Raw genomic sequence first — 26,088 nt, forward strand, 5'->3', positions numbered from 1 at the left:
CACCACCACCCGAACGGGAGGCCCACCACCGGTCCGGTGGTGAGCCTCCCGTTCGTCGTCTGGTCCAGGCCCTACGCTCGTCGGCGGGTCGCGGACCGCGCCCCCCGACGACCGAGGACGTACGCCATGCCCCGATCACTCCGCTTCGACGGAACGACCATCGCCGACGCGGACGGACTCGACGCGGCTGCACTCGAAGGGGATCGGCTCGACGCCACCGCGCACGGCTGGCTCGTCGGCTCCGGCCCGGTGACCATCGCGCTCGACACCGAGGTCACGGACTTCCACCGCCAGGGGTGGACCTCGTGGTCGCCCTCGGGCTGGGCCCCGCTCGACGAGAGCCCCCTGCGGATCTGGGGCGACGACGAACGACGCCAGACCGCCGACGACGCCGCCAACGACACGCCGGACCGCCACGAGGGCAACGGCGTCGGCGCCGTCCGCCTGGCCGACGGCCGCGTGCTGCTCCTCGGCGCGCTCGGCCTCGGGACCCCGCGGGTCGGGGCGGCGCACGCCGAGCTCAGCGGCACCGTCGAGCACGACGACGGATCCGGGTGGTTCCTCGGCCTGGGATCCGAGGAGACGGTCTTCGCCCGGTACGCGGAGCTGCTCCGGGAACGCCTCGGCACCCCGACCGCTCCCCCGGTCTCGACGCTCTGGTGCAGCTGGTACTCGTACTTCGAGGACATCGACGAACAGCTGATCACGACGGCCGTCGACGACCTCGGCACGCTGCCGATCGACGTCGTGCAGGTGGACGACGGGTGGGAGACGATCGTCGGCGACTGGCTGCCGAACGACGAGTTCCCGTCCGGCATGGAGGCCCTCGCCGCGCGCCTGGCCGCCCGGGGGTCGCGTCCAGGACTCTGGCTCGCTCCCCTGATCTGTCTGCCCGGATCGCGGACGGCCACCGAGCACCCGGAGTGGCTGGTGCAGGACCCGTCCGGCGGCCCGCTCGTCGCCGGACACAACTGGGACTCGCACTACTTCGCCCTCGACACGACCCGCCCCGACGTGCAGGAGCACCTCGCCACGGTGATCCGCCGGGTGGTCGGCTGGGGCTTCCGGTACCTCAAGCTCGACTTCATGTACGCCGGCGCCCTGCGTGGCGTCCGGCACCAGGACCTGCCCCGTGAGCGCGTCTGGCGTGACGCCGTCGAGCTGATCCGCGCGGCCGCCGGCCCCGACGTGTACCTGCTCGGCTGCGGTGTGCCGATGCTGCCGTCGGTCGGGGTCTTCGACGGCGTGCGTGTCGGACCGGACACGGCGTCGGACTGGACGTACCCGGCGTGCGTCGCCGACCCGAGCCACGAGGGCGGGCTGAACGGCGTCGCCGCATCGGTACCGCGGCTCTGGATGCGCGACCTGTACCAGGTCGACCCCGACGTCGCGTACTTCCGCTCCCGCGAGACCACCCTGACGTCGGAGCAGCGACAGACCATCGCGGACCTCGCCGTCGTGTCCGGCTTCCGCTCCACCTCCGACCCCGTCGCGTGGCTCGACGCCCCGGAGCGGGAGGCCATGGCGCGCTTCCTCCAGCAGGACCCCGTCGTCGAACGACTCGGGGACGAGAAGTTCCTGGTGGACGGCCGGACGGTGGACTTCGGGCCGGCGGTGCGCGAAGCGCGCGCCGGTCGCGAGCGGCTGACCGAGGCGGGGTCGCGCGCCGTCTGAGGCGACCAGGTCCGGACTGGAGGCTCGGTGCCGGTCCGGCACCGAGCCTCCAGTCCGTTGTGGCGTGCGTCGGCGGCGGCGACCGGTCAGGGGGCGTCGCTGGGACGGGCCGCGGGGGTCTGGACGCCGAGCTGCTGGGCGAGCCGGTCGACGCGGCCGTGGATCGCGTCGCGGACCGCTGACCACGCGACGACGCCGCCGTCCGCAGCTCCGACGAACCAGTCCTGCACCTGGGTGCCGCGTGGCACGGGGCAGGTGTCCCGGCAGCCGATGCGGACGACGAGGTCGGCGTCGACCAGGTCCTGCGGGTCGAGGCGGACCGGCACCGCGTCGGGGTCGAGGTCGACGCGGTCGAGGTGCATGGCGGCCACCACTTCGAGGTCCACCTGGAGGGCAGGGTCGAGCGCCCTCGCGGTGACCTCGACGTCCGGTGGCAGGAGGCGGCGGAAGTACGCCACCGCGATCTGCGCGCGACCGGCGCCGTGCGGGCTGACGACCACGAGTCGATGGAAGCCTCGTCGAGGTACGTCGACCTGCGCCCCGGGGACGTGGCCGGTCAGCACGCGCACCTGGCGCACGATGCCCACCACGACGCCCGCGCCGAACAGCGGTGCGCCGAGGAGGAGCAGCAGCCAGAGCGGAGCGCGTCGGAACCCAGCGCCGATCGACGCGCCGAGGTCCCAGTCGACCGAGTTGCCCGCCCAGACCATGAGCACGAGGAAGCCGGCGCTGCCGACCGAGACCGCCCACGGGTGCCGGATGAGCCAGGCCTGGGACCCGGGCCGTGGCCTGTCGATCGTCACGCTGCGATCGTAGGGGGCTGTCGTCCTCCGCGGGACGGTCCTCCGTGCGTATGCTCGTCGCAACGGACGGCGAGGGGGCCAGGATGCGCAGTGTGACGGACGGGGACGGCCGGGTCGTGATGCGGGTCGCGGTGACGCGGATGGTCGTCGTCACGCTCGTGACGGCGGTGGTCGTGTCGCTGCTCGTCGGCCTCGCTCCCGGTGTCGGAGGTCGAGCCGTGTTCTTCGGTCTGTCGGTCGCGGGGCTCGCGCTCGCGCTCACCGGGTTCACGCTCCGAGGTTCGATCGGCACGGGTTGGTCGAGCGGCCGGCGGTTCGGCAACCGGGACGGCGGCGGACGCCTGCGACGGGCGATCCGGACCGACTCGATCGCGAACCTGTCCGAGGACGAGCAGGCGATCGCGGGCGACTACGCCGACCGCTTCCGGCAGGGCATCGTCATCACGGCCGCTCAGAGCGTCGGGCTCGGCTTGTCGATCGGCATGAACCAGGCGTCGCAGATGGCCGACGGTTCCTCGGTGGAGGTGTTCAACGTCGTCCTGCTCGTCGCTGCTGCCGGGCTCATGATCGGGGCTGTCATCACGGGCATCGTGCAGGACCGGCAGTGCAAGCGGTTCCTGGAGCACTACGAGCGGATCGACCCCGTCCGGGTCTGAGCCTCAGCCGAACTCGTAGCCGACCGTCGGGCCCAAGACGACGTCCGCGACGGCGACCGCGAGGAATGCCGCGCTGAGCACGGCCACGACGACCAGCACGACGACGAACGGTCGGGTCTGCCGTGCTCGTCGCCACCAGAGCAGCGCCACGAAGGCGATGCCGAGGCCGGGGAGCACGAGGTTGCTGAGGACCTGCAGGACGACGAACAGGCCGAGCAGTGCCGGGGCCAGGCGTCGAGGCGGCGCCGTGGCGACATCGGTCGTCGTGGTCATGTGCGCTCCTGGGGTCGGTGCCACTCGGTCCAGCGGCGGTCAACCGTAGCGGGCGTCAGCGGAAGGCGTCCAGGACGGCGGCTTCCTCGTCCCGGGTGAGTCCAGCACGTCGGTCCCGCTCCAGCCCGCGGCGCCGCTCGTCCTCGAGCACGCGCTCCAGGACGTCCACGAGCGGGCGGGTCCTCCCTCCGGCCGCTCGGAACGCCTCACCCGACCGTTGCATGAACGCGGCGTCCGACTCGGGGAGCCACAGCGGGAGCGACCGCGGTCCCGCCCAGTACTGCACGCCGTGGTGCAGGAGGTCCTCGTCGCCGAGGTGGACGAACGGTTCCTGGTGCCCTGTCACGACGCGCGCTGCCTCGAGGAAGTCGTGCATCGCCAGGGGCTCCCCGACGGCGTCGACCGTGCCGATGCGCCGCGCGGCGGCGGCGCTGACGATCCACGACGCCAGGTCGTCCACGTCGATCACCTGGACGGAACGGCTCTCCACCATCGGCGCGAGGACAGGTCCGCCCCGTGCGAGTCGGCCCGGCCAGTACCCGAAGCGATCACTCGTGTCGCCGGGTCCCACGATCAGACCCGGCCGGACGACGAGGAGTCGATCTCCCAGACGGTCAGTGCTCACCCGTTCGGCATGGACTTTCGCGTCGGCGTATGCCGTCAGGTCCTCGGGCTCCACGACCGCCGCGGACTCGTCGGCGCCGGCTTCGTCGTTGCTGGCGTAGACGGACACCGAAGAGACGAGCGTCCAGTGGGCCGCCGCGGGCGCGATCGCGTCGAGGGCGGGCACGACGAGCGCAGGGTCGTGGCTCAGTTCCACGACCTCGTCCCACGGGCCGCCGACTCCCGCGTGGGCGCCGGCCGCACGGCGGTCGGCCTCGACGAGTCGAGCCCCGGCCGGCACGGACCCCGACCGTCCCCGCGCGAGGCACACGACCTCCGCGCCGGTGTCGAGCACATGCCGCACGATCGCGCCGCCGAGCCATCCGGTCCCGCCGAGGACGAGGACTCGTCGTGCTCCGCCTGTGCTGCCGATCGTCATCGCCTCAGTCAACCGGACCGCCGCAGTGTGAGTGATCCGTGCGGAGTCGCGCGGCGACCGTCGGGACTCCGTGAGGATCGGCGGCGCACCCCGCCGGGGGCGGCATCGTGACCGACGTGACACTCACCACGATCATGCCGACGCTGCGGGCGTCGATCCCCGAACCCATCGAACCGACCCTCTGGCCCGCGCACACCGTGGCCACCACGGCGGACGTCTGCATCGCCGCGATCTCGATGGCGCGGCTCGCAGACGTCGTCGGGACGCCGTGCGTCCACACCGCCGAGCAGGCACCGCCCCGGTACCGACCGCGCGACTGGCACCCGCACGACGTGAGCGTGGCCGTGGCGTCGGTGGTGCGCGTCCGGCGACCGCTGTCCGGCGTGGTGCTCGTCGAGCTCGACGCCGTCCTGCCGCAGAGTGCCGTGCTGGACCAGGTGCGGCTCATCGGTCGGGCGAGCACGGCCCCGGCGACGCAGACGTACGTCGTGAGTCCGTGCGACGGGATCACCGACGGCCCCTTCCACCGGCTGCCGGCACCACTGCCGCCAGACGTGCACGAGGGCGACCTGCTCTGCTTCCCGTGCCTCGTGACCCTGCGACACCGGGACGTCACGCAGGCGCCGGTCGCGACACCGGTCCGCGCAGAGGTCGCCTGCGTGGGGAGCGTCGAGGTCGGACGCGTGGGGACAGCTGAGGTCGGACGCCTCGGGTCCGTCGAGGACCACCGATGAGCGCGACCACCGCGCACCACACCCGTGCGGCTCGCGGGGTGCACCGATGGGGTCGGTACACGGAACACCCCGTCAGCAGGACGATGTGGAGCAGCAGGACCCTCGTGGTGTTCGCCCCGGGGACCACCACTCGTGACGCCGTGTTCCTGCGTGCCTGGCACGTGTGGCCGGTGCTCGGCGCGGTCGTGTCCGTCGTGGTCATGCTCGCGCTCGACCACCCGCGCGGGCTGGGCCTTGCCGCAGCTGCCGGGGTCTACGCCCTCGGCTTCGGCGTCCTCGGCGCTGGGACTCGTCGCACCAGGCTGCAGGTGCGATCGCTCACGACCACGGTGTTCCACGGCAACGGCCGTCCCGAGGTGCACGGCGACGTCACACTCCTCGAGAACTCGCTCGATGCGCTCCTGCTCGTCGAACGCGCCCGCCGCTCCGGCGGCGTGGACCGGGTCGGCTTCGAGGTCGTCTGGGCCGACGTGTGGACAGCGCTGCCGCCCCGGTAGCGCTCGCGAGACGCCGGTGTCTCTCGCTCGCGGTGTGCGGGCCGGCCCAGTGCGATTGGACCAAGTGCTTCTCCTGTGAGAAGGAGAGCTTGTGCTTCTTCCCGCGGAGCATGTCCCCGGCTCTGGCGACCGCCATCCCCTCGCGCGTGCGGAGATGGATGAGATCGGCTTCGAACTGCGACTGCTCACACTTCAACGACGGTGGAATCGGCGCCGCGCAACGCAGGCAGCGATGGGTCCGATGGTCGTCACCAAGACACCGAGAACGGGGATGATCCAGATGTTCTCGTTCGTTGGCTTGTGCGCAGCCAGGCGCTCGGCGACGGTGAAGAGTGCAATGACACTGATCCCCGTTCCGATGAATGCCCAAAAGAGGATTCGGGACCAATGACGCTGATCTGGTCGCATAGAACCATCCTCTTGTGGTCCTGGTCCAGTCGGCGTGACCTGAAGCAAGCCGCACTACCCGCTGACCGATCGGTCACCGAACGATCGACGTGAACGTGCAGGAATTCCGGCAGTCGGACGGGTCAGCCGCGCTTTCGTCCTGGCAGCGATTCACCGTTGAGGAACGCCTCGTAAGGAGCGCGTGCGTCGTCCTCGACGATTGGCTTCTCACTCCCATATCGAGCGTCTGTCTTGTCTCGCTTAGGACCTGATACCCAGTAACGCTCGCCCGAGTCGACATCGTAGAAGTTGGAATCGTAGTTCGCGTAGGCAGTGCCGGTCACTCGCCGCAACGTACGGTCATGGAAGTAGATCGTTGACCATGACTTCGAGAATCGGACGTTGGCGATCCAGGACGGACCCGCGTCTGTGTCGTATCCAGTCTTCAGCTGGACGAACATGATCCTGTCGGGCACGAACTGACCCTAAGCCCGCCCTGCCGCGCACACGGCCAAGCTGGTCAACTCGGAGCGGCAGCGGACTCCCACTAGGGCTGCGATGAACCGTCCGATGGCGGATCGGCTGTCAAGACGTCACCATGTGCTCGGCTCATGACCCTGCGTGGCTTCCTCGACTACATCGATATCACACGACCAAAGGGCGAGCGGACCTGGTTGCAGAAGTTGCTTGATCGACGTCGCGCCCGTTGACCGACGGTCGAGCGGGCAGCGTGACTGACGATGCGCTTGCGCTGCTTCGTCAGGGCAGGAAGAGGAAGCCGGCAAGAAGGAGAGCGGTGACTCCGAGCATCACGAACCCGGACACGAACCATCGACGAGCCGGTGGCGTCTTCCATGCATCGTCCCGGCCGATCAGTCCTGCACGCAACGCCGCGACGAAGCCGACTATCAGGAGCGCCGTGGACACGAAAGAAGTCGCGACTGCAACCCAGAAGAAGGTCAAGGAGCCCATCGCCCGACTCTATGCTCCGCGTCTTGTTGGCCGATCGGCTAAGGAGACCCGAGCTAGGGCGCTGCAGCGATATTCTCGACGTGAACCCGCCCAAGGCGCATCTACCCGGTAAGGGTGCGTCCTGCCCGCAGCATGGCGAGGGTGGCTGCCCGTTCGAGCCGGGCCGGGTCCGTAGGCCTCACTTCGCTGCGGGAGATGTCGGAGGCCATCAACGAACACGTCCGAGCGGCCATCCGTTGCCGGACGCCGCGGCGCGGTACGTTGCGGTCGTACAGATCATCGAAGGCGTTTGCGTTTGGTGGAGCGACGACGACGGCTGGGGTGCCCTTCGTTCGAAGGCGCTCGAGTCCGACGTCTTCGCGCACTTCTCCGTCCTGAGTGGTCCCGGCCTCCTCTCGCTGCGGCCCGGTCAGGGCGCGCGCTTCGAGGTGGAGCCCTACCCCGCCGGACAGGACGGATACTTCCGAGCGCATAACGTCACGGGCACCTGATCAGTAGCCGATCGGCTATCGAGACCCTGTTCTCGCCACGTCGGTCGCCGCGCACGCAAGATAGGGGACATGCGTTTCGACACCGTTTTGGCCGCAACCGATGCTCCGAGCCTCCGGGAGGAGTTCGCCGCCCTGCGGCGCCCTGCTCGACGACTCGCTCGCGGGGTCATCGTGCTGCGGGGCGACTCGGCGCAGCCGCGGCAGTTTCAGCTCGTCGTCGACGAGCGCGACGAGAGCTGGACGTTCGATTGGCAGGGCGACCGTCACCGCGACCAGTACGCGGAGGGCGTCCTCCACTCGGTCGACGGGCCGGTGGAGGTCAGCTTTGCCCGCAGCGGCACGGTAGCTTCTCCGGTTCGGCTGCTGACTCCGGAGCTTCTGCCCTTGTGGGGCTCGCCCGCGAGCTTCGTCCCGGTCCTGGTTCAACGGATCCACGGACACTGGCTGCTCGTGACCTTCGAGCATGAGCGCGACCCGGCGGACCGCGTAACGGTGGTCATCGACGAGCGGGACGGCATCGCGCACCGCTGGTATGGCACGAGGGAAGTCACGGTGCTCACTCAGGTTCGAATGATGGATGACGACGAGCCGGCACCGCCGCGCCCCCGCTTCTCCCGGCTGTCGGAGTGGCCAGCGCTCGAATACTGAGTGTCGCGCCGTCGTCTCGCTCACCGATCGGTCACCGGTCAACGTCTGGGGGTCGCCTCGTGGGAGGAGCCACTGGTGCCCTCGGAGTGGCCGAGCTATCGTCACGAAATGGCAGCGGTTCCGTTGCTCACGTGGGTGATCAGAGTGAGGACAGAGCATGAACGGGAGAGTGGCGGTGGTCAGGAGTGCGAGGATCGCAGCGTGCCACTTCGCTCCCTCGCGACGCTCGACGATGCGACGTTCGATGTGACCGCCGCACGAGTGGTTGACGGTCTCTTGCTCCTTCGTGGGTCGGTCGAAGACCATGACACGAGCGTGGGCTCAGCTCGGTTACCAGTCACTCTGACAGTCCCCGATGCAACAGACGTCGTCGTCGACAGCGCCGGAGGGACCGGCGAGCTCGTGCTCGAGAGCTTCGACGTCACCTCGACGTCAGTGACGCTTCGAGGTGTGATCCCATGCACGGTCACCGTGACCACAACGGCACGGAGCCAGGTGCTGCTCGATGTCGGTCTGACCCCTCTTGCGGTCCGTCGGTGGGGCCGATGGCAGCCCTGGGACGGGGGCACGCCGGTGCTGCTTGACTACCGCGCCGTGTCGCGGCGACTCCGGAGCACTGACTGCACCGCATGCACGCATCCGTGGGAAGAGCACCCAGGCGGAGAGGATGCGGCGCTGACGACCTGTGGTGAATGCGTGTACGAGCACGAGCATGGTGAGCTGCCGCCGGGGCGATCGATCTGCACGGCGGCCGTGCCGCAGCGGCTTCTGCAGCCCTATGCAGCGAAACCGTGATGCGGGCATCCAGGAGGGGACGAGCGGAGATGGTTCTCTCGACAGCCGATCGGCCATCGAGACGACCGGTACTGTGTCGTCGCGGTCGCTCGACTGCTCGAATCGGGGGATGCTGACCATGTCTGACGCAATCGAGGCGCAGCTCGACGCGATCTTCGCTGCCCGGGACCGCGAGGACATGCGACCGACCATCGACGCGCTGCTTCCCATCCACAACGAGCACCCGGAGAACCCTCGGGTCCTCTACGAGCTCGGTGGTGCCTACGACACGGCTGGGGACGAGGCGGAGGCGCTCAGCTTCTACGAGCGAGCGATGGAACGAGGACTTGCCGGAGACGTCCGGCGCCGCTGCTGGCTCCAGTACGGGAGCACCCTCCGGAACCTCGGCCGGATCGACGACTCCCTCCGGGTCTTCGCGCGGGCGCGGGCTGAGTTCCCTGACTCCGTCGCCCTGGGAGCCTTCGAGGCCCTGACCTTCCACGCCGACGGGCGACCGAACACCGCCCTCGCCAGCCTTCTCGTGCTCCTCGCAGAGCACGTGCATGCTCCGGAGCTCGACCGGTACAAGCCGGCCTTGCGCGGCAACGCTGACTACCTCGCCTCGCTGGGGACAGGAGACGAGCCCGCTCACTCGGGGACCTGACGGGGAACGGTCGATCTGATCGTGCCCTTCGTCGCTTGCCCGAGACGTCGGTGTCTCACGCGCCCCTCACACCGACGCCGAACGACCCCCCGCACCACCCGCGTGGTGCCGCCCGATCGGCACCATCAGCGGCGACCCCGACACCGGGTCCGTCGTGATCACGCTCTCGAGCCGGAACAACCGGCGCACGGTCTCCTCGGTGAGCACAGCCGCGGGCGTGCCGGCAGCGCACACCGTGCCGTCGGCCAGCGCCACCAGGTGGTCCGCGTACCGCGCCGCGAGGTTCAGGTCGTGCAGCACCATCACGATGGTGGTCCCGTTGCGGAGGTTGAGGTCGCGCAGCAGGTCGAGCACCTCGACCTGGTGTGCGACGTCGAGGAACGTCGTGGGCTCGTCGAGCAGCAGCACGTCGGTCTCCTGCGCCAGCGCCATCGCGATCCAGACGCGCTGCCGCTGCCCGCCGGAGAGCTCGTCGACGTTCCGGTCCGCCAGCTCGGTGGTGCCGGTGACGTCGAGGGCGGTCCCCACGGCGTCGTCGTCCGCACGACTCCAGCGCTGGAACGCCCGCTGGTGCGGGTGCCGTCCGCGTCCGACCAGGTCGGCGACGGAGATGCCCTCCGGCACGATCGGCGACTGCGGTAGCAACCCGAGCGTCTTCGCGAGTTCGCGCGCGGGGGTCTGGTGCACGGCGCGTCCGTCGAGCAGCACCTGTCCGCCGGCAGGGCGCAGCAGCCGGGACATCGAGCGCAGCAGGGTCGACTTGCCGCAGGCGTTCGCGCCGACGATCGCGGTGATCCGGCCGGTCGGGAGCTCGAGCGACAGGTCGTCGATCACGGTGCGGTCGTCGTAGCCGAGGGTGAGGCCGGTCGTGCGGAGGTCGTGGGCGGTGGTCACAGCGAGGTCCCCCTGCGGTTGGTGCGGATGATGAGCCAGACGAGGTACGGCGAGCCGAGCACCCCGGTGACGACGCCGACGGGGTAGCGGACCCCGAGCGCGTTCTGCCCGACCAGGTCCGCCACCAGCACGAGCGCGGCACCGACGAGCCCCGCGGGCAGGAGCGGTGACGTCCCGGCACCGACGAGCCGAGCGGCGATCGGCCCGGACAGGAACGCGACGAAGGCGATCGGCCCCGAGGCCGCCGTGGCGAACGCGACGAGGCCGACGGCCGCGACGATCACGAGCACCCGCGTCCGTTCGACCCGGACGCCCTGGGCGGACGCCGCGTCGTCGCCGAGCCGCAGCGCGGCGAGGCCACGGCCCTGTCCGAGGAGCACGGGTCCCAGGACCGCGAGGGCCACGACGGTGGGGAGCACAGCCTCCCAGTCGGCGCCGTTGAGACTGCCGGTCAGCCACCGCGTCGCCTCCTGCAGGTCCCACTGGGCCGCGCGCGACAGCACGTACGCCGTGACGGACTCGAGCATCGCGGCCACGCCGATCCCGATCAGGATGAGCCGCGTGCCGGCGACCCCGTCCCGGTACGCCAGCAGGTAGACCACCAGGGCGACGCCGAGGGCGGCGACGATGGCGAAGGCCGAGACGGCCGCACCGCTCAGGCCGAGCGTGATGATCGCGAAGGCGGCCGCGGCGCTCGCACCGGAGCTGATGCCGATGACGTCCGGGCTGGCGAGCGGGTTGCGGAGCATGGTCTGGATCGCGACCCCGGCGAGCCCGAAGCAGAAGCCCGTGACGGCGCCGAGCACGGCTCGTGGCAGGCGGAGCCGACCGACGGTGAACGAGGCGCCCGGGACGTCTCGCCCCGTGACGACGGCGACGACGTCGGGGATCGAGTACAAGCGTTCGCCGACGACGAGCGTGGCGGTGAACGCGACGAGGACCACTGCGGCGAGCACGCCGATGACGACGCCGGCGCGCACGGCACGGCGACGACGGATGCGGCGGACCGTGGCCGCGGTGCTGCCGGACTTCGGGGTGCCGGGGACGTCCTGCCGGACGGCGTCGAGGTGCGGATGCGTGTCCGCGACACGATCCGGCGGCGGGTTCCTGCTCACAGCGACCGGACCTTCCGACGTCGGATGATCGCGATGAACACCGGCGCACCGACGATCGCGGTGATGATCCCGACGTCGATCTCCTCGGGGCGCGCGACGACCCGACCGAGCACGTCCGCCGCGACGAGCAGCACGGCTCCCCCGACGGCCGAGAACGGCAGCAGCCAGCGGTGGTCGGTGCCGACGAGCAGCCGGTACGCGTGCGGGACGACGAGCCCGACGAACCCGATGGGGCCTGCGACGGCCGTGCTCGCACCGCACAGCAGCACGGCGCCGGTCGCGGCGAGACCGCGGGTGATCGCGACGCGCTCGCCGAGGCCGGCGGCGAGGTCGTCGCCGAGTGCCAGCGTGTTCAGGCCCTTCGCGGTCGCGGCGCAGAGCAGCGCTCCGGCGGCCAGGAACGGCAGCACCTGCAGGATCCGGTCGGCGGTGGCACCGCCGACGCCGCCGATCTGCCAGGACCGCACGCCCTCGGCGATGTCGCCGCGGGGCAGCGAGACGGCGATGACCAGCGACGCGAAGGCAGCGGACGACGCCGCACCCGCCAGCGCGAGCTTGAGCGGGCTGGCTCCCCCGCGGCCGAGCGACCCGACGACGTACACGAAGACCGCGGCGACCGCCGCTCCGGCGATCGCGACCCACATGGTCGCGATCGCGGCGGAGAGCCCGAACCACGCCATCCCGGTCACCACCGCGAGCGAGGCGCCCGCGTTGACCCCGAGGATTCCCGGGTCGGCCAACGGGTTGCGGGTCACGCCCTGCATGACGGTCCCGGCGATCGCCAGGGAGGCTCCGATCACCACCGCGAGCAGGGTGCGTGGCAGACGTACCGCGACCGCGGCCTCCCCCACGGTCCGCGACGAGCCCGTCAGCCCGGCGAGCACCTCGTCCGCGCTGACCGCGCGGGCGCCGACCGTCACGGAGAGCAGGACGAGACCCGCCAGCACGGCGAGACTGACGACGAACCACACCGGCCGCGCCGAGTGGCGCGACCGGTGTGTTGTCGTCGTGGCGAGGTCGGTCACCTACGAGGCGTTGGCGGAGTCCGCGTCCGCCTTGTCGGCGGCGTCGGCCAGCATCTGCACGTAGTCCTCGAGGACCCACGAGATCGCCAGGGGCGTCGGGTTCGCGGCAGTGCCGATCGGGTCGTCGGAGGGCAGGGCGACGATCGCGTTGTTCGCGACCGCGGGCATCTTCGACAGGAGCGGGTCGGACTCGAGCGTCTTGACCAGGCTGTCGTCGCCGTAGGTCACGATCATGTCGACGTCGTCGAACGTGTCCACCTTCTCGGCGCTGATGGTCTCGGAGAACTCCGTGCCCTTCGACGCCTCGGCGATCGACTCGGGGGCCTCGAGGCCGAGGTCCTCGAAGAACAGCGCGCGGGTGTCCTTCGTCGTGTAGAAGCTGACCTCGCTGAGGTCACTCGCGTCGACGTGGGTGAGGAACATCGTCGACTTGCCCTCGAGCTGCGGGTGCTTGGCGACGGCGGCCTCGATGTCGTCCTCGATGCCGTCGACCAGGTCGTCGCCCTGCTCCTCGCGCCCGAGCGCCCGGCTGCTCATCTCGATGGACTCGCGCCAGTTGGTCGCCCAGGCGGCCTCGGGGTACGCGACCGTCGGGGCGATCTCGCTGAGGGTCTCGTAGTCGTCCTTCGTCAGGCCCGAGTACGGCGCGAGGATGACGTCGGGGTTCGTGTCCGCGACTGCCTCGAAGTCGATGCCGTCGGTCTCGTCGAACAGGACCGGAGTCTCCGCGTCGAGCTCCTCCAGCTCGTCCGCCACCCACGGCAGCACGCCGTCGCCGTCGTCGTCGCCGAAGTCCGCCCGAGCCATGCCGACGGGCACGATGCCGAGCGCGAGCGGCACCTCCTGGTTCTCCCACTGCACCGTGGCGACGCGCTTGGGCTCCGCGTCGATCGTGGTCGTGCCGAGCGCGTGCTCGATCGTCACCGGGAAGGCGCCGTCGGCGGACGCTGCCGAGGTGCTCTCGGCCGTGGGGGTGGTCGCGCTGCAGGCGGCGGTGAGCAGCACGGCTGCAGCGGCAGCCGAGACGGCGACGAGACGGAGTGGGCGCACGAGAGGTCCTTCCTGGGCGCGGTCGAGTGACCGGGCAGGGGTGTGGTGTCGGCCTCGGCGCGGGCTGCGGCGTCGGCTCGTCGGGGCGGGGTGGTCCCGGCGGCGGGCGACTGATCGCTCCGGCCGCCGGGCAAGGCAAGCCTAACCTAACAACCGGGTTCTCTGTACAGCCCCACAGGAGGACCTTGTCCGCGATCCGTCGCCGGGCCGGACTCCGTCCAGGAGGACACGAGTTCAGTGGGCCGCGTCTGCGCGGATGCACCGCGTGACGTCGGAGGAACCACATGCTGTCCTTGATCTACTCCAGCGTCGCGACGAGCGTCCTCGAGCCGCAGGAGCTGACCGCGCTGCTGGCACAGAGCCGCGCGTCGAACGAGCAGAACGGCATCACGGGCATGCTGCTGTACCGGAACGGCTACTTCCTGCAGGTGCTGGAGGGCCCGGACGCCGTGGTCCGACGCAAGATGCAGACGATCCGGGACGACGCCCGCCACACCAAGGTGTCCGTGCTGCTCGAGGACGTCATCGAGGACCGTCAGTTCCCGGAGTGGACGATGGGCTTCCCCGCCGAGGACGAGCTCGAGGACGTGCCGGGCTACCGCGCGACCTTCGACGACCTCGACGCCCACGAGGGTGACGCCGTGTCGTCGGTGCCCGCACTCCGCGCGCTGGTCGGCTGGTTCCAGGCGCGCGCGTCCTGACCATCCCGCCGCGCCGAGGCCCTCAGCGGTAGAGCTCTGTGCGGGCGAGCACGGCGAAGTCGCGGAGCAGGTCCACCTCCACGGACCCTTCGCTCCTCGGTGCGGGGTCGAAGACGCACACCGCCCCGACACGGACGCCGTCGAGGGTCTCGATCGGGTGGCCGGCGTAGAAGCGGATCGCGTTGCGCGGCAGTCCACCGGCGTCGTGCCAGGCGTCACCGACGACCATCGGCCCTGGTCCGGACACCGTGGTCCTGCAGAACGAGTCCTCGAGCGCCGTGTCCCCGGAGGCGTTCCAGGTGCCCGACTTCGTCCACTGGCGGCCCTCGGGCAGGAAGTTGATCGCTGCCCCCTGGGTCCGGAACAGCCGGCGCATGCCGTCGACGATGCGGTCGAAGCGTTCCTCCCCCGGGGTGTCCAGGATGCCGAGGCGGTCCAGGGCGTCGTACCGCCGCTGCTCGTGCTGCGGCGCGTGTCGGTGCCCCTGCGGGCTGTCCGTCCGTGCTCGCTGCTCCGCCAGGACCGCCCGCACGACCTCGATCACCCGCGGCCGTCCGACCGGCCCGCTGTCCACGGCGAGTGCGACGATCCCGGGGCCGGACGCCTGGACGGCAGCGGCGAGGAACCCCCGGTCAGCTCCGCCGGGGATCACCACCACGAACACCGCTGCGCGGTCACCACCCGGCCGGACCGCGTCGATCAGGGTCGTGACGCTCATGACGACGTGCGACGGCGACTGCCCCTGCACCGCGCGCTCCGGGACGGCGAGGAGCACGACGTCGTACGTCGACGTGTCCACCCCGAGGTCGGCGTCCACAGGTCCCGCCCCCGACGACCACCACGCCGTTGCCGTGACGTCCGTGCCGCGCCCGGTGCTCGCCGCGAGTTCGTCCGCGATGAGCCGTGCTCCGGTCGACCGCCCGGCACCGTGCGGCGCGAAGGCGTCCCCGAGCACCAGCACGCGATCGGGGTCGAGCCCGCTTGCAGAGACAGTCGTGGCCGACGACGTCGTGACCGGGTCCATCGGTTCTCCGTTCCCCGAGGAGCGGCGCAGAGCACCTGCCGCGACCTCGGCCGTCTCCCTGTCGAAACAGCAGCCCCGCTGCTCGACGTCGGTTGAACGCGAGACCCTGCGGGATCCGCACCACGATACGCGAACGCGGACGGCGAGACGGCGCGACGGCGCGACGACACGGTCACACGACGGCCCGGTCGTAGGCTCGCGACCACCAGGACGACGAGCACCACGACGACCGGAGGAACGATGACCGACCTGCACCACGCCCGAGCACTCATCACCGGCGGGACCTCGGGTCTCGGGCGCGCCATGGCCGAGGGGCTCGTCGAGGCCGGTGCCCGGGTCGCCGTCACCGGGCGGTCGGCGGACCGCGTCGCCGAGGCCGCGTCGGCGATCGGCAACGACACCGTCGGCATCGTGATGGACAGCCGCGACGAGGCCTCGGTCGACGCCGGGACGACGGCGGCGTGGGACGCGCTCGGCGGGATCGACCTGCTGGTGAACAACGCCGGGATCGGGATGCGCACGGTGAACCCGGACTTCATGACGACACCGCAGGGCTTCTGGGACGTCACGCCGGACGGGTTCCGCGCCGTGGTCGACACGAACCTGACGGGCTACTTCCTGGTCGCGCGGGCGGTGGTCCCCCGGATGCTCGCCGCCGGCAGCGGCCGTGTCGTCACGATCAGCATGAACCACGGCACCATGAACCGTCGCGGGTTCGTCCCCTACGGCCCGTCCCGCGCCGGGGCCGAGGCATTCGCGCGGATCATGGCAGCCGACCTCGCGGACACCCCGGTCCGGGCGAACATCCTGCTGCCGGGCGGCGCGACGGCGACCGGGATGCTCGACGGCGCCGCGCAGCCCGCGGGGCTCGCGGTGCTCTCCCCCGACGTCATGCGCGAGCCGATCCGGTGGCTCGCCTCTGACGAGGCCGCCGACGTGCACGACGAGCGGATCGTCGCGACCGAGTTCGCGGACTGGCTGGCCGCCCGACGCATGTGACCACCGGACTGGAGGCTCCGTGCCAGCTGGCACCGAGCCTCCAGTCCGGCAGTCCGGCAGTCCGGCAGTCCGTCGCACCCGTGGGAGGATCGAAGCTGATCGGGAGGGGATCCGCGTGACCACAGGGGACGGGACTGTCGAGCCGTCCGCGGACGGCGGCGGCACGAGCGCGCAGCGCGCCGGACGCGCCGCCTGGGTGGTCGTGCCGGCTGTCGCGGCGGGGCTGTGGCTGCTGAGCGGAGCCCTGGCGGTCGCCGTCACCTGGAACGGGGTGCTGCCGGCCAGCGTCAACGCGGTCCTGCCGCAGACGCTGCCGTTCTCGCCCGCGGTGCACCCGTGGTCCTGGAGTCTGACCACGACCGTGCTCGCCGCGCTCGTCGTCGCCCTCGTCGTGCGGCTCGTGGTCCCGCTGACCGGCCGGGCGGGCGATCGCTCCGTCCGGTTCGTGGTCGCGTGGTTCGCCGTCGTCCTGGCTGGCGCCGCTGCGGGGCTCGCCGTCGACGTCGCCGCGATCGTGGGGGCGCTGCCCGCGCCGCGCCTCCGCATGCTGCTCGACGGTCTGGGCACCAACGCGACCGTGGGCGCCTGGTGGGGCGTGGTGCAGGGCTGGCTGCCCGCCCTCGTCGTGCTGCGTCGCGCGGCCGTCCCAGTTCCCCTGTCGGGGCAGCGTGTCCCTGACGAGCCGGGGACGAGGACTCCCGCACGGCGTCGGCGTGCCGTCCTCGTGGCGGTCGCCGTCGTCGCGGCGGCGGCCGTCGTGACCACCGGCGCCCTCGGGCAGCGGGCGGCACGGGTGACCTCGGCGCAGGAGGCCGCCCGGGCGGAGGGGGCCGACCCCGAGCAGGGCGCGTTGCCCGATCCCTACGCCGAGGGCACGCCCGTCCCGACCCGGGACCCGGCCGGTGACCCGGACCGCGACCCGTCCTGGTGCACCGAGGACCGGGCGATGCTGCTGCTCGGCGACCCCGGGGCCGCAACGGGGCACCGCAGCCAGACGATCCGCTTCATGAACCACTCGGACGCACCCTGCGTCGTCGAGGGGTACCCGGACGTGGCGTTCGCGGACCAGAACGGCAACGAGCTCGCGGTGACCGTCGAGCACGGCGGCTCGTTCCTGGCCGAGGACCCCGGGTACGCACAGTTCGAGCTCCCCGCCGGAGCGTCGGCCGTCACGACCCTCGGCTGGGACGCCGGCGCCACCTCGGACGCGCTCGTCGCACGCACCATGTACGCCGCGCCCTTCGCGACCGACGAGCGGGGGTCGTGGCCGGTCGAGTACGACATCGTCGCGGGCTCGGTCGTCCACGTGACCGCCTGGGCGCTCGAGCCGCCGCAGCCCACGGCAGCACCCTGACGCCACGAGCGAGCCGACGACACCCGGGTCCTCGCCTGGCCGCGCTACGTCGACGGCACGCCGCTGCCGACGCTGGCGGACGGCTCCCCCGACTTCTCGGGCGTCCTCCGGCGCTGAGCGCTCGGTCCCCCGCTCAGTCGTCGGGGTGCAGGCTCGTGTCCGCCGGTCCCGTCCGCCACGCGGTGAAGTGGACCGTGAGGTCGTCCCGTGACGGGGCGCAGCACATCGGCCCCGCGGTGACGACGGCGTCCGGGTCCAGCGGCGCCACCCGCACCAGGCGCCACGGTTCGTCGTCCACCCGGGCGCGGACGGTCAGCGCGTCGCCGGATCGGCTGGCGCGGACGGTGACGACCCGGTCGTGCCACCCGGGGACCGGCGAGAGCGACCAGTCGGAGACGCCTCGGGTGACGACCGCACCGAGGCTGTCCTCGCCGTCGCTCCGTTCCACACCGGTCTTGATCCAGGTGCTGTCGTCGACCTTGACGAAGATGCCGGCCTGGTCGAACTGGGCGGAGAAGTCCAGGAGGAACGACACCTCCACCGCGCTGTCCTGCGGGAACGGGGCCAGGAGCGCGTGTTCCGTGTCGTGGACGAAGCCGTACGAGGTGATCCGCCAGGCGTCGCTCTCCTCGACGGCGGTGACGTGCATCCCGTCGTCCGCGATCTCCACGTGCGCGGGCGCGGTCGTCCAGGTGCCGGAGTTCCAGTCGATGTCGGTCATGGTCCCGACCGTACCGGCCGTCCGATCGACCGGTGGTGGTCCGCGGTACCGTCGACACCGTGAAGTGGGTGATCGGGTTCTCCTCGCTCCTGAAGCTGCCGTTGCTGGCGCTCGGGGCTCTGGCTATCGTGGCGTTCTCCTCTGCGCATGGTGACCTCGGACGGGTCGGACTGGGATGTCTGGCTGCGGCGGGTGCGGCTGCCTGCTTCGTCCTGATGTGGCTCGCTGAGAGAGCGGCCCGGAACCGCGCGGCGGACGACGCCATCGCTCGGCGCGTCGAGTGGGACGCCGCTGCGGATCGTGAGCGGGCGGCTTCGGCCGACGGCGACGCGGACCGTCCGTAGGGCGAGCGGCGCATCCCGCGTGAAGGGTGTCGGCTGACCCGCAGGGACGCTGGTCCTCCCTCGTCGACTCCACGTACCAACGCGCCTCTACGCTGACGGGATGAGCAGCGCGCAGGAGGGCCCACGCGGCATGATCGCGGCGATGTGGGTCGTCCTCGTCCTCGGGTGCGGGGTCGCCGTCGCGGTGCTGTGGTTCGGTGCCCTCCTCGACGTGTTCACGCTCTCCACGACACCGTCCCCCTCGGCTGCCGCTGCCGGTCATCGCAGCCTCGATGCTGCTGCCGTCGTCAGCGCGGCGTCGGCAGTCGCGACGGTGGTCATGGCCGTCGTCCTGCTGCGTCGTGGCCTGCACCGGGTCGGTGCCGTCGTGGCGCTGGTCCTCGCGCTCGTTGCGCCGTGGGTCCCCGTGGCGGTGGCCGCCAGCGCGAGCCTCGCCGGCGACTGAGCCAGCAGGCACCGTCCGCACGGACGTCGGTACCGCGCCGTAGGCTGAGCGCGGCGCGCCGCCGCTGGGGAGGACCCCGATCTCGGGCGACCACCCATCTGGACCGGGCCTGGCGCCCACGGAAGGAACCGCAATGAGCATGGAAGGCGTGGCCTGGAGCTCGCTCTACAAGATCTCCACCGCCAGGGACGGCAAGCACGGCATCTCCCGCGAGTCCGTGCGGCGGATCATGACGTTCGCCGTGCCGTACCGGGCCAAGCTGGTGGTCTTCATCATCCTCTCCGTCGTGGGCGCGTTCCTGGCGGTCGCGACGCCGGTGCTCGCCGGCCAGGTGGTCGACGTCATCGCCGCCCGGGGCGCGGTCGGCACGATCGTCTGGCTCGCCGTCGTCATCGCCCTGGTCGCCGTCGCCGACGCCGCCGCCTCGCTGGTGACGCGGTGGTACTCGGCCCGCATCGGTGAGGGCGTGATCCTGGACCTCCGCACCGCCGTCTTCAACCACGTGCAGAAGATGCCGATCGCCTTCTTCACCCGCACGCGGACGGGCGCGCTCGTGAGCCGTCTCAACAACGACGTGATCGGCGCGCAGCAGGCCTTCAGCGGCACGCTGTCCGGCGTGGTCACGAACGTCGTGGCGCTGGTCCTCACCCTGGCCGTCATGCTCAGCACCTCGTGGCTCGTGACGGTGCTCGCGGTGGTCATGCTCCCCGTCTTCCTCATCCCCGCGCGCCGGATGGGCAGTCGCCTCGCTGCGTTGCGCCGTGAGGCCGCCGACCACAACTCCGCGATGAGCACGCAGATGACCGAGCGGTTCTCGGCGCCCGGCGCCACGCTCGTCAAGCTCTTCGGCCGTCCCGACGAAGAAGCCGAGGAGTTCCGCGTCCGCGCCGCCCGCGTCCGCGACATCGGGGTCCGCAGCGCACTGCTGCAGTTCGTCTTCGTCACCGCGCTCACCCTGGTCTCCGCGCTCGCACTCGCGCTCGTCTACGGGGTCGGCGGTTCGCTGGCACTCGGCGGCCAGCTGAACACCGGCGACGTCGTGACGCTGGCCCTCCTGCTCACCCGCCTGTACGCGCCGCTCACCAGCCTGGCGAACGCCCGGGTGGAGATCATGAGCGCCGTCGTCAGCTTCGAGCGCGTGTTCGAGGTGCTGGACCTGAAGCCGCTCATCGAGGAGAAGCCCGACGCGGTCACCGTCCCCGAGGGCCCGGTGTCCGTCGAGTTCGACGACGTCCGCTTCGCCTACCCGTCCGCCGACAAGGTGTCCCTCGCCTCCCTCGAAGAGGTCTCCACGCTCGACACCCGCGGCGGCGACGAGGTGCTGCACGGCATGTCCTTCCGGATCGAGCCGGGGCAGACCGTCGCCCTCGTCGGCACGTCCGGTGCGGGCAAGTCCACGGTCGCGCAGCTCCTGTCACGGCTGTACGACGTGGACAGCGGCGCCGTCCGCCTGGCCGGCACGGACGTCCGCGACGTGACCTTCGCCTCCATGCGGCACACCATGGGCATGGTGACCCAGGACGGCCACCTGTTCCACGAGACGATCCTGTCGAACCTGCGTCTCGCGCGGCCCGAGGCCACCGAGGACGAGGTGTGGGACGCCGTCCGCCGTGCACGCCTCGAGCCGCTCATCCGGTCCCTGCCGGACCAGCTCGACACGATGGTCGGAGAGCGCGGCTACCGGTTGTCCGGCGGTGAGCGCCAGCGGATGACCATCGCGCGACTCCTGCTCGCCCAGCCGCGCGTCGTCATCCTCGACGAGGCGACCGCGGCGCTCGACTCCACGTCAGAGGCCGCTGTGCAGGCGGCCCTGAGCGAGGCGCTCGAGGGCCGAACCGCGATGGTCATCGCACACCGGCTCTCCACCATCCGCAGTGCGGACATGATCCTCGTGGTCGAGGACGGCTCGATCGTGCAGCGCGGGACGCACGAGGAACTGCTGGCAGCGGGTGGGCGCTACGAGGAACTGCACCGGACCCAGTTCGCGGTGCAGAAGGACGTCGCACCGGACGAGGAAGCACTGAGCGGGGCCGGGTCCGCGGGTCGCGTCTAGGGTCGGCGCACCAGGGCCGTCGACACCGTCCAGAGTCGTTCCGCAGCGGTTGGGTCGAGCGCCCAGACCTTGACGCCGTGCGGGTGGTCAGCGAGGTCGGCGTCGTCCGGCACGGTGTAGGCCTCCTGCGCGTCGTCGAGGTAGTGACCGCCCGTGTGTGCCAGTTCCGGTCGGACGGCCGCGACGACGGTGGTCGCGGCGCCCTGCTGCACGGTCTTCCAGGAGAACAGGCCCGCTGCCTCCGCGGCGTCGAGCGATGCTCTCTGCCCGGGTGTGAAGTGGCGCTGGAGTCCGGTGGCGACTCCACCGGGGTTGACCGTGTTCGCCACGATCCCGTCCGACGCCCAGCGACGGGTCGCCTCCACGGCCAACAGCGAGTTCGCTGTCTTCGCCTGGGCGTACGCGATCTGCGGGTCGTACGGCCGGTGCTCGAAGTGCAGGTCGTCGAAGCCGATGCCCGCCCGCATGTGCGCCGTCGAGCTGAGCGACACGATCCGGGCGCCGTCCCGCTCGGCAGCGCCCGATGCAAGGGCCCTGTGCAGACCAGCCGTGAGCGCGAAGTGTCCCAGGTGGTTCGTCGCGAACTGGAGCTCCCAGCCCTCCGCGGTGCGGTCGAGTCCCCCGGTGACGAGGCCGGCGTTGTTGACGAGCAGGTGCAACGGCCCCTCCCAGGTGTCGACGAACCGGGACACGGAGGCCTGGTCGGCGAGGTCGAGCGCTGCGACGCACGGTCGCTCGGATGCGCCGAGCCTCGTGATCTCGTCCGCGACGGCAGCTCCCGCGACGACGTCCCGGACAGCGAGCGTCACGGCAGCACCCGCGGCGGCGAGTGCCCGCGCGGTCTCCCGGCCGAGGCCCGAGGACGCCCCCGTGACCACGGCCCGGACGCCACCGAGGTCGACGCCTCGCAGCACGTCGTCGGCCGTGCTGTCGGCGGTGAAGGGCGTGGTGATGAGTGGTGTGCGGGAGACCATGCCGATGACTGTACGCGCTTGCCTGAACCTGTCTAGTGCGTTCACGGGTGCAGTAGGCTGCGTTCATGGCTGACCGTGACATGACCACCGTCGATGGAACGGGGCGGCGCGAGTCCGTTCTCGACTCCGCGATGCGCACGTTCACGCGGTTCGGGTACCGGAAGACGTCGATGGACGACATCGCCCGCGCGGCGCAGGTGTCCCGACAGGGGCTCTACTTCCTGTTCGACTCCAAGCCAGCGCTCTTCCGCGACGCCGTGTCGCGAGCACTCACCCGCGACCTCGACGCCGTCGCGGACGCCCTCGGCGACGGACGCCCCCTTCGCGACCGGCTCCTCACGGCGTTCGACCGCTGGGCCGGCTCCTTCATGGGCCCGCTCACCGACCAGACCGGGAGCGTGCGCGACTTCGACCCCGCGCTGCTGGGACCGGTGCTGCACACCGCGCCGCGACGCTTCGAGGACCTGGTCACGACGGCGATCGCCGAGTCCTACCCGACGGACGCTCCGGACCGTGCGCGCACGCTGATCAGCGCCTCCATCGGCATCAAGCACCAGGTCGAGACGCGCGAGCAGCACTCCGGGTCGATGGCGATCGCCCTCGACCTCGTCGTCGGCTCCCAGCCCCGGGACTGACCGCTGACGACGGGCGCGACCAGGAGGCGGACGGGAGGCTCGGCACCAGCTGGCACCGAGCCTCCAGTCCGGTGGTTGGTCACCGCGCACCGCGCACCGCGCACCGCGCGGTGCCGGTGATCGGTCACCGCGCAGGTGGCGTGCTCTCGGTGCGCGACGCGGTCCGGTACCGCCCGGGCGGGAGGTCGCGTTCGCGGCGGAAGGCCCGGTTGAACGCGTAGACGGAGGTGTAGCCCACGTCGGCCGCGATGGCTTCGAGTGCGTCGTCGGTGTCACGGAGCCGATGGGCGGCGAGGTCCATCCGCCAGCGGGTCAGGTACTCCCCCGGCGTGGTCCCCGCGAACGTCGAGAACCGGCGGATGAGGGTCTGCTTGGACGTTGCGACCTCACGAGCCAGGGCCTCCGTCGTCCACGGGTGGCCAGGGGCTTCGTGGATCCGGGTCACTGCGCGCAACAGGAGCGGGTCCCGCAGGACGCCCCACCACGACGGGTCGGCCTGTGGTGACGAGGCGAGCCAGGCACGGAGGATCTCGATGAGGAGGACCTCGACGAGGCGGTCCAGGACGACGTGGGTGGCGACGCCGGGGCGGGCGAGTTCTCGTCCGAGGAGCCGGACGACGTCCGTCAGGCTCGCGTCGAGCTGCTGTGCACGGAAGTGGACCACGGGCGGGAGGAGGGCGAAGACAGGCGTGCTCCCCGCCGGGTCGTGGGAGTACGAGGCACCGAGGATCTGTGTCTGCACGTCGTCCTCACCGTCGCCGTCTCCGAGACGCAGGACGTCACCGTGTCGACGGGCGTCGGCAGCGGCTGCCACGTCGCACGAGTGGACCGGGGCGCCGGGTGCACTGGACAGCGTGTGGGCCGCACCCGTGGCGAGGATCACCACGTCCCCGGTCATCAGGAGCCGCGGGTCCTCGTCGTCGAGCGTCAGGTAGGCGGTCCCAGCCGTGACCGCGTAGACGACGGCGTCCCGGTCGCGGAGCCACTCGACGCCCCAGTCGCCAGCCGCCGCGATCCGTGCGCCAGCGCTCCCGCGGACGCCGGAGACGGTCAGCACCTCGGAGAGAACGTCCATGCCACGACTGTACGGGGCGAACAGTCGAGAGCAACAACGGGTCCCGTCCGGTGGGTCGTTCGGACAACATCATGGCGTCTCCGCACATTGATCGTGTCACGTCGTGCTCCTAGCGTTGACGGTGTCCGGGCACCCGCCCGTGACCGTTCAGAACGAAGGAAGACGCCACATGAGCACGACTGACGACACCGTCCCCGACGGCCTGATGCCCGCCGATGTCCTGGCCTCCACCACCCCGGTGGCCGTCTACGGCTTCGCCCGCGCGAAGGCCGGCAAGGAGCAGGAGCTCGAGGACGCGATCCGCGCGGTCATCCCGGCGGTGCGGGCCGAGCAGGGCCACGAGCAGTACTGGGTGCACACCACGAAGGAGCAGCCCGGGGCGTTCGCGTTCTACGAGCGCTGGTCGTCCGGCGCGGACATCGCCCGCCACGTGCAGCAGCCGCACATGCAGGACTACTTCGGGAAGCTGGCCGACCTCGTCGAGGGCGACCTCGAGGCCGAGTGGCTGTGGCCGCTCAGCGACTGACCCTCCTGGTGCGCGCTGCGAGCCGGTAGGCCGTGCAGGGCTGCCCACTGCAGGAGCAGGATCGTCTTGCCATCGACGATCCGGCCGTCGTCGAGCATCGCCAGCGCCTGGTCGAGGGGCATCTCGAGGACCTCGATCTCCTCGCCCTCCTCGGCGACGCCGCCGCCCGCGTCGACCAGGTCCTCCGGTCCGTAGGGCGCGGCGTAGCAGTGCACCCGCTCGGTCACGGAGCCGGGACTCATGTACGCGTCGACCACGTGGGTGAGCGGGCCGAGCCGGACGCCGAGCTCCTCGTGGGCCTCCCGCCGGACCGCGGTCTCCGGGTCGTCGGCGTCGAGCAGCCCCGCCGCGACCTCGACGAGCATCCCGTCCGGGTGGTCGTTGACGTACGCGGGCCAGCGGAACTGCCGGGTGAGCAGGACCGTGGCGCGCACCGGGTCGAACGGCAGGACCGCCGCGCCGTTGCCCCGGTCGTAGGTCTCGCGCTGCTGCGTCGTCCACGAGCCGTCTCGGCCCCGGACGTCGAACGTGGTCCGGCGCAGCACGTGCCAGCCGTCCGAGGTGACCTCGACGTCCCGGACGACCACGTCGGGGTTGCGGTCGAGGCCGCGGCCGACCTGGTCGAGACCGGTCCGTCCCCTGCTGTCCGGTCGCGTCGTCCCTCGTGTGGTCGTCATCCCTCGACGCTAGCGGGCCGCGCGCGGGTCAGGGGCAGACCGCCTGCGTCGAACCCTTGGTGTCGTTGACGACGACGGCCATGACGAGGTCGTGCTCGGCATCGCCGCCCGTCGTGTCGAAGTGCAACCAGTGTCCGTCGGCGGTGGGCGTCACGTACTCGCGGTAACCGCCGGTCTGCGCCTCCCACGTGTCGACGGTCTTGACGAGGTCGGGGTAGGCCGACCGCACCGCGTCGGCGGTCGAGCCGAGCGCGATGCCGGTCGTCGTCAGGACCGGCGACGAGAACGCATCGGGAGGGGCAACCTGTCCGGCGACTCGGACGTACCGGACGCCTGGTCCGGAGTCGTCTTCTCCGATCTGGACGCGGTACCCGGAGCTGTCCGGGTTCGTCAGGTCGGTCGAGGTCCAGTCCCAGAGCGTGGCACAACCGGAGGGGGCCTGCCGTGTGAAGCCAGCCGGCGGGAGGAGCGTGTCAGCGTCGGCGGCGCCGAGGGTGACCGGTCCGAAGGACGAGGGGCCGAAGAGCCAGGTCGACGGGCCGGACGCCGGCGCTGTCGGCACCGCGGTCGGTGTGCTCGTCGCTGTCCGAGACGGAGACGCCGTCGCCGTCGGTGTCGGCGTTGCTCGGGCTGTGCTGGCGACCGGCGGCGCGGCACTCGGAGCTCCCTGGCCCGGCACGGCGGCGCAACCGGTGATGCTGAGCAGCAGCGCGGCCAACCCGATGGTCAGGGCGGAGGTACGGTGTGTGGTCATGTGATGGCCCCCTTCACTCAGCAATGTCGCCGCAGCGCTGATCCTGACAGGTCGGGCCGAGGTCCGACGGCCGATCGACGTCGGCCACCTCGCAACGGCGGATGCGG

At 71.3% G+C, this 26,088-nt stretch carries 31 protein-coding genes; 16 read left to right on the forward strand and 15 right to left on the reverse strand.

Translation table 11 applies throughout. The annotated features are described in order from the left end of the window. Positions 1 to 126 precede the first annotated feature (126 nt). Positions 127 to 1,674 (forward strand): glycoside hydrolase family 36 protein, encoded by a 1,548-nt coding sequence (locus ITJ54_RS02870; RefSeq protein ID WP_194625780.1) that lies wholly within the window; start codon positions 127 to 129, stop codon positions 1,672 to 1,674. A gap of 86 nt (positions 1,675 to 1,760) precedes the next feature. On the opposite strand, the gene ITJ54_RS02875 is transcribed toward ITJ54_RS02870, so the two are convergent. Beyond that, positions 1,761 to 2,477, reverse strand: coding sequence for a hypothetical protein (locus ITJ54_RS02875; RefSeq protein WP_194625781.1), 717 nt, complete (start codon positions 2,475 to 2,477; stop codon positions 1,761 to 1,763). A gap of 83 nt (positions 2,478 to 2,560) precedes the next feature. Between ITJ54_RS02875 and ITJ54_RS02880 the strand changes: the two genes are divergently transcribed. Next, complete coding sequence (locus ITJ54_RS02880) at positions 2,561 to 3,133, forward strand: hypothetical protein (RefSeq protein WP_194625782.1); 573 nt, start codon at positions 2,561 to 2,563, stop codon at positions 3,131 to 3,133. 3 nt (positions 3,134 to 3,136) lie between these two features. Here the strand turns inward: ITJ54_RS02880 and ITJ54_RS02885 are convergent, their stop codons facing one another. Together ITJ54_RS02885 and ITJ54_RS02890 are read right to left on the reverse strand one after the other, a co-directional pair. Then, positions 3,137 to 3,406, reverse strand: coding sequence for a hypothetical protein (locus ITJ54_RS02885; RefSeq protein WP_194625783.1), 270 nt, complete (start codon positions 3,404 to 3,406; stop codon positions 3,137 to 3,139). Between the two features lie 55 nt (positions 3,407 to 3,461). Beyond that, positions 3,462 to 4,448, reverse strand: a complete 987-nt coding sequence (locus ITJ54_RS02890; protein WP_194625784.1) for an NAD-dependent epimerase/dehydratase family protein — start codon at positions 4,446 to 4,448, stop codon at positions 3,462 to 3,464. 116 nt (positions 4,449 to 4,564) lie between these two features. On the opposite strand from ITJ54_RS02890, the gene ITJ54_RS02895 reads away from it, so the two are divergent. Then, positions 4,565 to 5,182 (forward strand): hypothetical protein, encoded by a 618-nt coding sequence (locus ITJ54_RS02895; RefSeq protein ID WP_194625785.1) that lies wholly within the window; start codon positions 4,565 to 4,567, stop codon positions 5,180 to 5,182. Beyond that, a complete protein-coding gene (locus tag ITJ54_RS02900; protein WP_194625786.1) occupies positions 5,179 to 5,679 on the forward strand; it encodes a DUF6611 family protein in 501 nt (166 codons plus the stop codon). The genes ITJ54_RS02895 and ITJ54_RS02900 overlap by 4 nt, the downstream gene beginning before the upstream one ends. Before the next feature lie 530 nt (positions 5,680 to 6,209). Here ITJ54_RS02900 and ITJ54_RS02905 read toward each other — a convergent pair. Continuing rightward, positions 6,210 to 6,542 (reverse strand): hypothetical protein, encoded by a 333-nt coding sequence (locus tag ITJ54_RS02905; protein WP_323741575.1) that lies wholly within the window; start codon positions 6,540 to 6,542, stop codon positions 6,210 to 6,212. Positions 6,543 to 6,825: 283 nt separating this feature from the next. Next, a complete protein-coding gene (locus ITJ54_RS02910; protein WP_194625787.1) occupies positions 6,826 to 7,038 on the reverse strand; it encodes a hypothetical protein in 213 nt (70 codons plus the stop codon). Between the two features lie 11 nt (positions 7,039 to 7,049). Here ITJ54_RS02910 and ITJ54_RS18425 point away from each other — a divergent pair, with 11 nt between their 5' ends. The 4 genes from ITJ54_RS18425 to ITJ54_RS02930 all read left to right on the forward strand — a co-directional run bounded on the left by ITJ54_RS18425 (position 7,050) and on the right by ITJ54_RS02930 (position 9,615). Beyond that, entirely contained in the window at positions 7,050 to 7,529 is a 480-nt protein-coding gene (locus tag ITJ54_RS18425) for a cold-shock protein (protein WP_416354888.1), read from the forward strand. Between the two features lie 69 nt (positions 7,530 to 7,598). Beyond that, positions 7,599 to 8,177, forward strand: a complete 579-nt coding sequence (locus tag ITJ54_RS02920) for a hypothetical protein (protein WP_194625789.1) — start codon at positions 7,599 to 7,601, stop codon at positions 8,175 to 8,177. Between the two features lie 201 nt (positions 8,178 to 8,378). Then, complete coding sequence (locus ITJ54_RS02925; RefSeq protein WP_194625790.1) at positions 8,379 to 8,972, forward strand: hypothetical protein; 594 nt, start codon at positions 8,379 to 8,381, stop codon at positions 8,970 to 8,972. Between the two features lie 118 nt (positions 8,973 to 9,090). Further along, positions 9,091 to 9,615, forward strand: a complete 525-nt coding sequence (locus ITJ54_RS02930) for a tetratricopeptide repeat protein (RefSeq protein ID WP_194625791.1) — start codon at positions 9,091 to 9,093, stop codon at positions 9,613 to 9,615. Positions 9,616 to 9,681: 66 nt separating this feature from the next. Here ITJ54_RS02930 and ITJ54_RS02935 read toward each other — a convergent pair whose 3' ends face one another. Genes ITJ54_RS02935 through ITJ54_RS02950 form a run of 4 tightly spaced genes read right to left on the reverse strand, consistent with a single transcriptional unit; the run spans position 9,682 to position 13,699 of the window. Next, a complete protein-coding gene (locus ITJ54_RS02935) occupies positions 9,682 to 10,509 on the reverse strand; it encodes an ABC transporter ATP-binding protein (RefSeq protein ID WP_194625792.1) in 828 nt (275 codons plus the stop codon). Next, positions 10,506 to 11,624, reverse strand: coding sequence for an iron chelate uptake ABC transporter family permease subunit (locus ITJ54_RS02940; protein ID WP_194625793.1), 1,119 nt, complete (start codon positions 11,622 to 11,624; stop codon positions 10,506 to 10,508). Before ITJ54_RS02940 ends, ITJ54_RS02935 begins: the two co-directional genes overlap by 4 nt. Continuing rightward, a complete protein-coding gene (locus ITJ54_RS02945; protein WP_194625794.1) occupies positions 11,621 to 12,649 on the reverse strand; it encodes a FecCD family ABC transporter permease in 1,029 nt (342 codons plus the stop codon). The genes ITJ54_RS02940 and ITJ54_RS02945 overlap by 4 nt, the downstream gene beginning before the upstream one ends. Further along, entirely contained in the window at positions 12,650 to 13,699 is a 1,050-nt protein-coding gene (locus ITJ54_RS02950; protein WP_194625795.1) for an iron-siderophore ABC transporter substrate-binding protein, read from the reverse strand. Between the two features lie 284 nt (positions 13,700 to 13,983). On the opposite strand from ITJ54_RS02950, the gene ITJ54_RS02955 reads away from it, so the two are divergent. Next, positions 13,984 to 14,400, forward strand: a complete 417-nt coding sequence (locus tag ITJ54_RS02955; RefSeq protein ID WP_194625796.1) for a BLUF domain-containing protein — start codon at positions 13,984 to 13,986, stop codon at positions 14,398 to 14,400. Positions 14,401 to 14,422: 22 nt separating this feature from the next. Here ITJ54_RS02955 and ITJ54_RS02960 read toward each other — a convergent pair whose 3' ends face one another. Continuing rightward, a complete protein-coding gene (locus ITJ54_RS02960) occupies positions 14,423 to 15,424 on the reverse strand; it encodes a GAF domain-containing protein (protein WP_194625797.1) in 1,002 nt (333 codons plus the stop codon). A gap of 240 nt (positions 15,425 to 15,664) precedes the next feature. Between ITJ54_RS02960 and ITJ54_RS02965 the strand changes: the two genes are divergently transcribed. Beyond that, positions 15,665 to 16,423, forward strand: a complete 759-nt coding sequence (locus ITJ54_RS02965) for an SDR family NAD(P)-dependent oxidoreductase (RefSeq protein ID WP_194625798.1) — start codon at positions 15,665 to 15,667, stop codon at positions 16,421 to 16,423. A 115-nt stretch (positions 16,424 to 16,538) separates the two neighbouring features. Continuing rightward, positions 16,539 to 17,777, forward strand: a complete 1,239-nt coding sequence (locus tag ITJ54_RS02970; RefSeq protein ID WP_194625799.1) for a DUF4232 domain-containing protein — start codon at positions 16,539 to 16,541, stop codon at positions 17,775 to 17,777. Positions 17,778 to 17,910: 133 nt separating this feature from the next. Here the strand turns inward: ITJ54_RS02970 and ITJ54_RS02975 are convergent, their stop codons facing one another. After that, complete coding sequence (locus tag ITJ54_RS02975) at positions 17,911 to 18,498, reverse strand: DUF1349 domain-containing protein (RefSeq protein ID WP_194625800.1); 588 nt, start codon at positions 18,496 to 18,498, stop codon at positions 17,911 to 17,913. A gap of 59 nt (positions 18,499 to 18,557) precedes the next feature. On the opposite strand from ITJ54_RS02975, the gene ITJ54_RS02980 reads away from it, so the two are divergent. From ITJ54_RS02980 to ITJ54_RS02990, 3 genes are all read left to right on the forward strand, one after another. Continuing rightward, positions 18,558 to 18,842, forward strand: coding sequence for a hypothetical protein (locus ITJ54_RS02980; RefSeq protein WP_194625801.1), 285 nt, complete (start codon positions 18,558 to 18,560; stop codon positions 18,840 to 18,842). Positions 18,843 to 18,942: 100 nt separating this feature from the next. After that, entirely contained in the window at positions 18,943 to 19,287 is a 345-nt protein-coding gene (locus tag ITJ54_RS02985; protein WP_194625802.1) for a hypothetical protein, read from the forward strand. Between the two features lie 133 nt (positions 19,288 to 19,420). Next, on the forward strand, positions 19,421 to 21,340 hold the full coding sequence (locus ITJ54_RS02990; protein ID WP_194625803.1) for an ABC transporter ATP-binding protein: 1,920 nt from the start codon (positions 19,421 to 19,423) through the stop codon (positions 21,338 to 21,340). Here ITJ54_RS02990 and ITJ54_RS02995 read toward each other — a convergent pair. Next, positions 21,337 to 22,314: an SDR family NAD(P)-dependent oxidoreductase gene (locus ITJ54_RS02995; protein WP_194625804.1), complete on the reverse strand. Its 978-nt coding sequence runs from the start codon at positions 22,312 to 22,314 to the stop codon at positions 21,337 to 21,339. The two genes, ITJ54_RS02990 and ITJ54_RS02995, sit on opposite strands and share 4 nt — an antisense overlap. A 65-nt stretch (positions 22,315 to 22,379) precedes the next feature. Between ITJ54_RS02995 and ITJ54_RS03000 the strand changes: the two genes are divergently transcribed. Then, positions 22,380 to 22,949: a TetR/AcrR family transcriptional regulator gene (locus ITJ54_RS03000; RefSeq protein WP_228508162.1), complete on the forward strand. Its 570-nt coding sequence runs from the start codon at positions 22,380 to 22,382 to the stop codon at positions 22,947 to 22,949. 124 nt (positions 22,950 to 23,073) lie between these two features. Here ITJ54_RS03000 and ITJ54_RS03005 read toward each other — a convergent pair whose 3' ends face one another. After that, positions 23,074 to 24,024 carry an AraC family transcriptional regulator gene (locus tag ITJ54_RS03005; protein WP_194625805.1) on the reverse strand — a complete coding sequence of 317 codons (951 nt, stop codon included), beginning with the start codon at positions 24,022 to 24,024 and terminating at the stop codon, positions 23,074 to 23,076. Between the two features lie 169 nt (positions 24,025 to 24,193). Between ITJ54_RS03005 and ITJ54_RS03010 the strand changes: the two genes are divergently transcribed. Next, on the forward strand, positions 24,194 to 24,550 hold the full coding sequence (locus ITJ54_RS03010) for a putative quinol monooxygenase (protein ID WP_228508165.1): 357 nt from the start codon (positions 24,194 to 24,196) through the stop codon (positions 24,548 to 24,550). On the opposite strand, the gene ITJ54_RS03015 is transcribed toward ITJ54_RS03010, so the two are convergent. Further along, positions 24,478 to 25,227: an NUDIX domain-containing protein gene (locus ITJ54_RS03015; RefSeq protein ID WP_194625806.1), complete on the reverse strand. Its 750-nt coding sequence runs from the start codon at positions 25,225 to 25,227 to the stop codon at positions 24,478 to 24,480. The two genes, ITJ54_RS03010 and ITJ54_RS03015, sit on opposite strands and share 73 nt — an antisense overlap. A 28-nt stretch (positions 25,228 to 25,255) precedes the next feature. After that, the gene (locus ITJ54_RS03020; RefSeq protein ID WP_194625807.1) at positions 25,256 to 25,981 is read right to left on the reverse strand and encodes a hypothetical protein; all 726 of its coding nucleotides are present in this window, start codon (positions 25,979 to 25,981) and stop codon (positions 25,256 to 25,258) included. Positions 25,982 to 26,088: the final 107 nt, after the last annotated feature.

Source organism: Curtobacterium sp. VKM Ac-2865 (assembly GCF_015350905.1).
In the GTDB taxonomy this organism is placed as follows: domain Bacteria; phylum Actinomycetota; class Actinomycetes; order Actinomycetales; family Microbacteriaceae; genus Curtobacterium.

What these genes read in the sequence shown, in the direction of transcription:
- ITJ54_RS02870 (WP_194625780.1), top strand. Translation starts at nt 127, where the DNA reads ATGCCCCGATCACTCCGCTTCGACGGAACGACCATCGCCGACGCGGAC.
- ITJ54_RS02880 (WP_194625782.1), top strand. Translation starts at nt 2,561, where the DNA reads ATGCGCAGTGTGACGGACGGGGACGGCCGGGTCGTGATGCGGGTCGCG.
- ITJ54_RS02885 (WP_194625783.1), bottom strand. Translation starts at nt 3,406, where the DNA reads ATGACCACGACGACCGATGTCGCCACGGCGCCGCCTCGACGCCTGGCC.
- ITJ54_RS02890 (WP_194625784.1), bottom strand. Translation starts at nt 4,448, where the DNA reads ATGACGATCGGCAGCACAGGCGGAGCACGACGAGTCCTCGTCCTCGGC.
- ITJ54_RS02900 (WP_194625786.1), top strand. Translation starts at nt 5,179, where the DNA reads ATGAGCGCGACCACCGCGCACCACACCCGTGCGGCTCGCGGGGTGCAC.
- ITJ54_RS02910 (WP_194625787.1), bottom strand. Translation starts at nt 7,038, where the DNA reads ATGGGCTCCTTGACCTTCTTCTGGGTTGCAGTCGCGACTTCTTTCGTG.
- ITJ54_RS18425 (WP_416354888.1), top strand. Translation starts at nt 7,050, where the DNA reads ATGCTCCGCGTCTTGTTGGCCGATCGGCTAAGGAGACCCGAGCTAGGG.
- ITJ54_RS02920 (WP_194625789.1), top strand. Translation starts at nt 7,599, where the DNA reads ATGCGTTTCGACACCGTTTTGGCCGCAACCGATGCTCCGAGCCTCCGG.
- ITJ54_RS02930 (WP_194625791.1), top strand. Translation starts at nt 9,091, where the DNA reads ATGTCTGACGCAATCGAGGCGCAGCTCGACGCGATCTTCGCTGCCCGG.
- ITJ54_RS02955 (WP_194625796.1), top strand. Translation starts at nt 13,984, where the DNA reads ATGCTGTCCTTGATCTACTCCAGCGTCGCGACGAGCGTCCTCGAGCCG.
- ITJ54_RS02960 (WP_194625797.1), bottom strand. Translation starts at nt 15,424, where the DNA reads ATGGACCCGGTCACGACGTCGTCGGCCACGACTGTCTCTGCAAGCGGG.
- ITJ54_RS02965 (WP_194625798.1), top strand. Translation starts at nt 15,665, where the DNA reads ATGACCGACCTGCACCACGCCCGAGCACTCATCACCGGCGGGACCTCG.
- ITJ54_RS02975 (WP_194625800.1), bottom strand. Translation starts at nt 18,498, where the DNA reads ATGACCGACATCGACTGGAACTCCGGCACCTGGACGACCGCGCCCGCG.
- ITJ54_RS02985 (WP_194625802.1), top strand. Translation starts at nt 18,943, where the DNA reads ATGAGCAGCGCGCAGGAGGGCCCACGCGGCATGATCGCGGCGATGTGG.
- ITJ54_RS02990 (WP_194625803.1), top strand. Translation starts at nt 19,421, where the DNA reads ATGAGCATGGAAGGCGTGGCCTGGAGCTCGCTCTACAAGATCTCCACC.
- ITJ54_RS02995 (WP_194625804.1), bottom strand. Translation starts at nt 22,314, where the DNA reads ATGGTCTCCCGCACACCACTCATCACCACGCCCTTCACCGCCGACAGC.
- ITJ54_RS03000 (WP_228508162.1), top strand. Translation starts at nt 22,380, where the DNA reads ATGGCTGACCGTGACATGACCACCGTCGATGGAACGGGGCGGCGCGAG.
- ITJ54_RS03005 (WP_194625805.1), bottom strand. Translation starts at nt 24,024, where the DNA reads ATGGACGTTCTCTCCGAGGTGCTGACCGTCTCCGGCGTCCGCGGGAGC.
- ITJ54_RS03010 (WP_228508165.1), top strand. Translation starts at nt 24,194, where the DNA reads ATGAGCACGACTGACGACACCGTCCCCGACGGCCTGATGCCCGCCGAT.
- ITJ54_RS03015 (WP_194625806.1), bottom strand. Translation starts at nt 25,227, where the DNA reads ATGACGACCACACGAGGGACGACGCGACCGGACAGCAGGGGACGGACC.
- ITJ54_RS03020 (WP_194625807.1), bottom strand. Translation starts at nt 25,981, where the DNA reads ATGACCACACACCGTACCTCCGCCCTGACCATCGGGTTGGCCGCGCTG.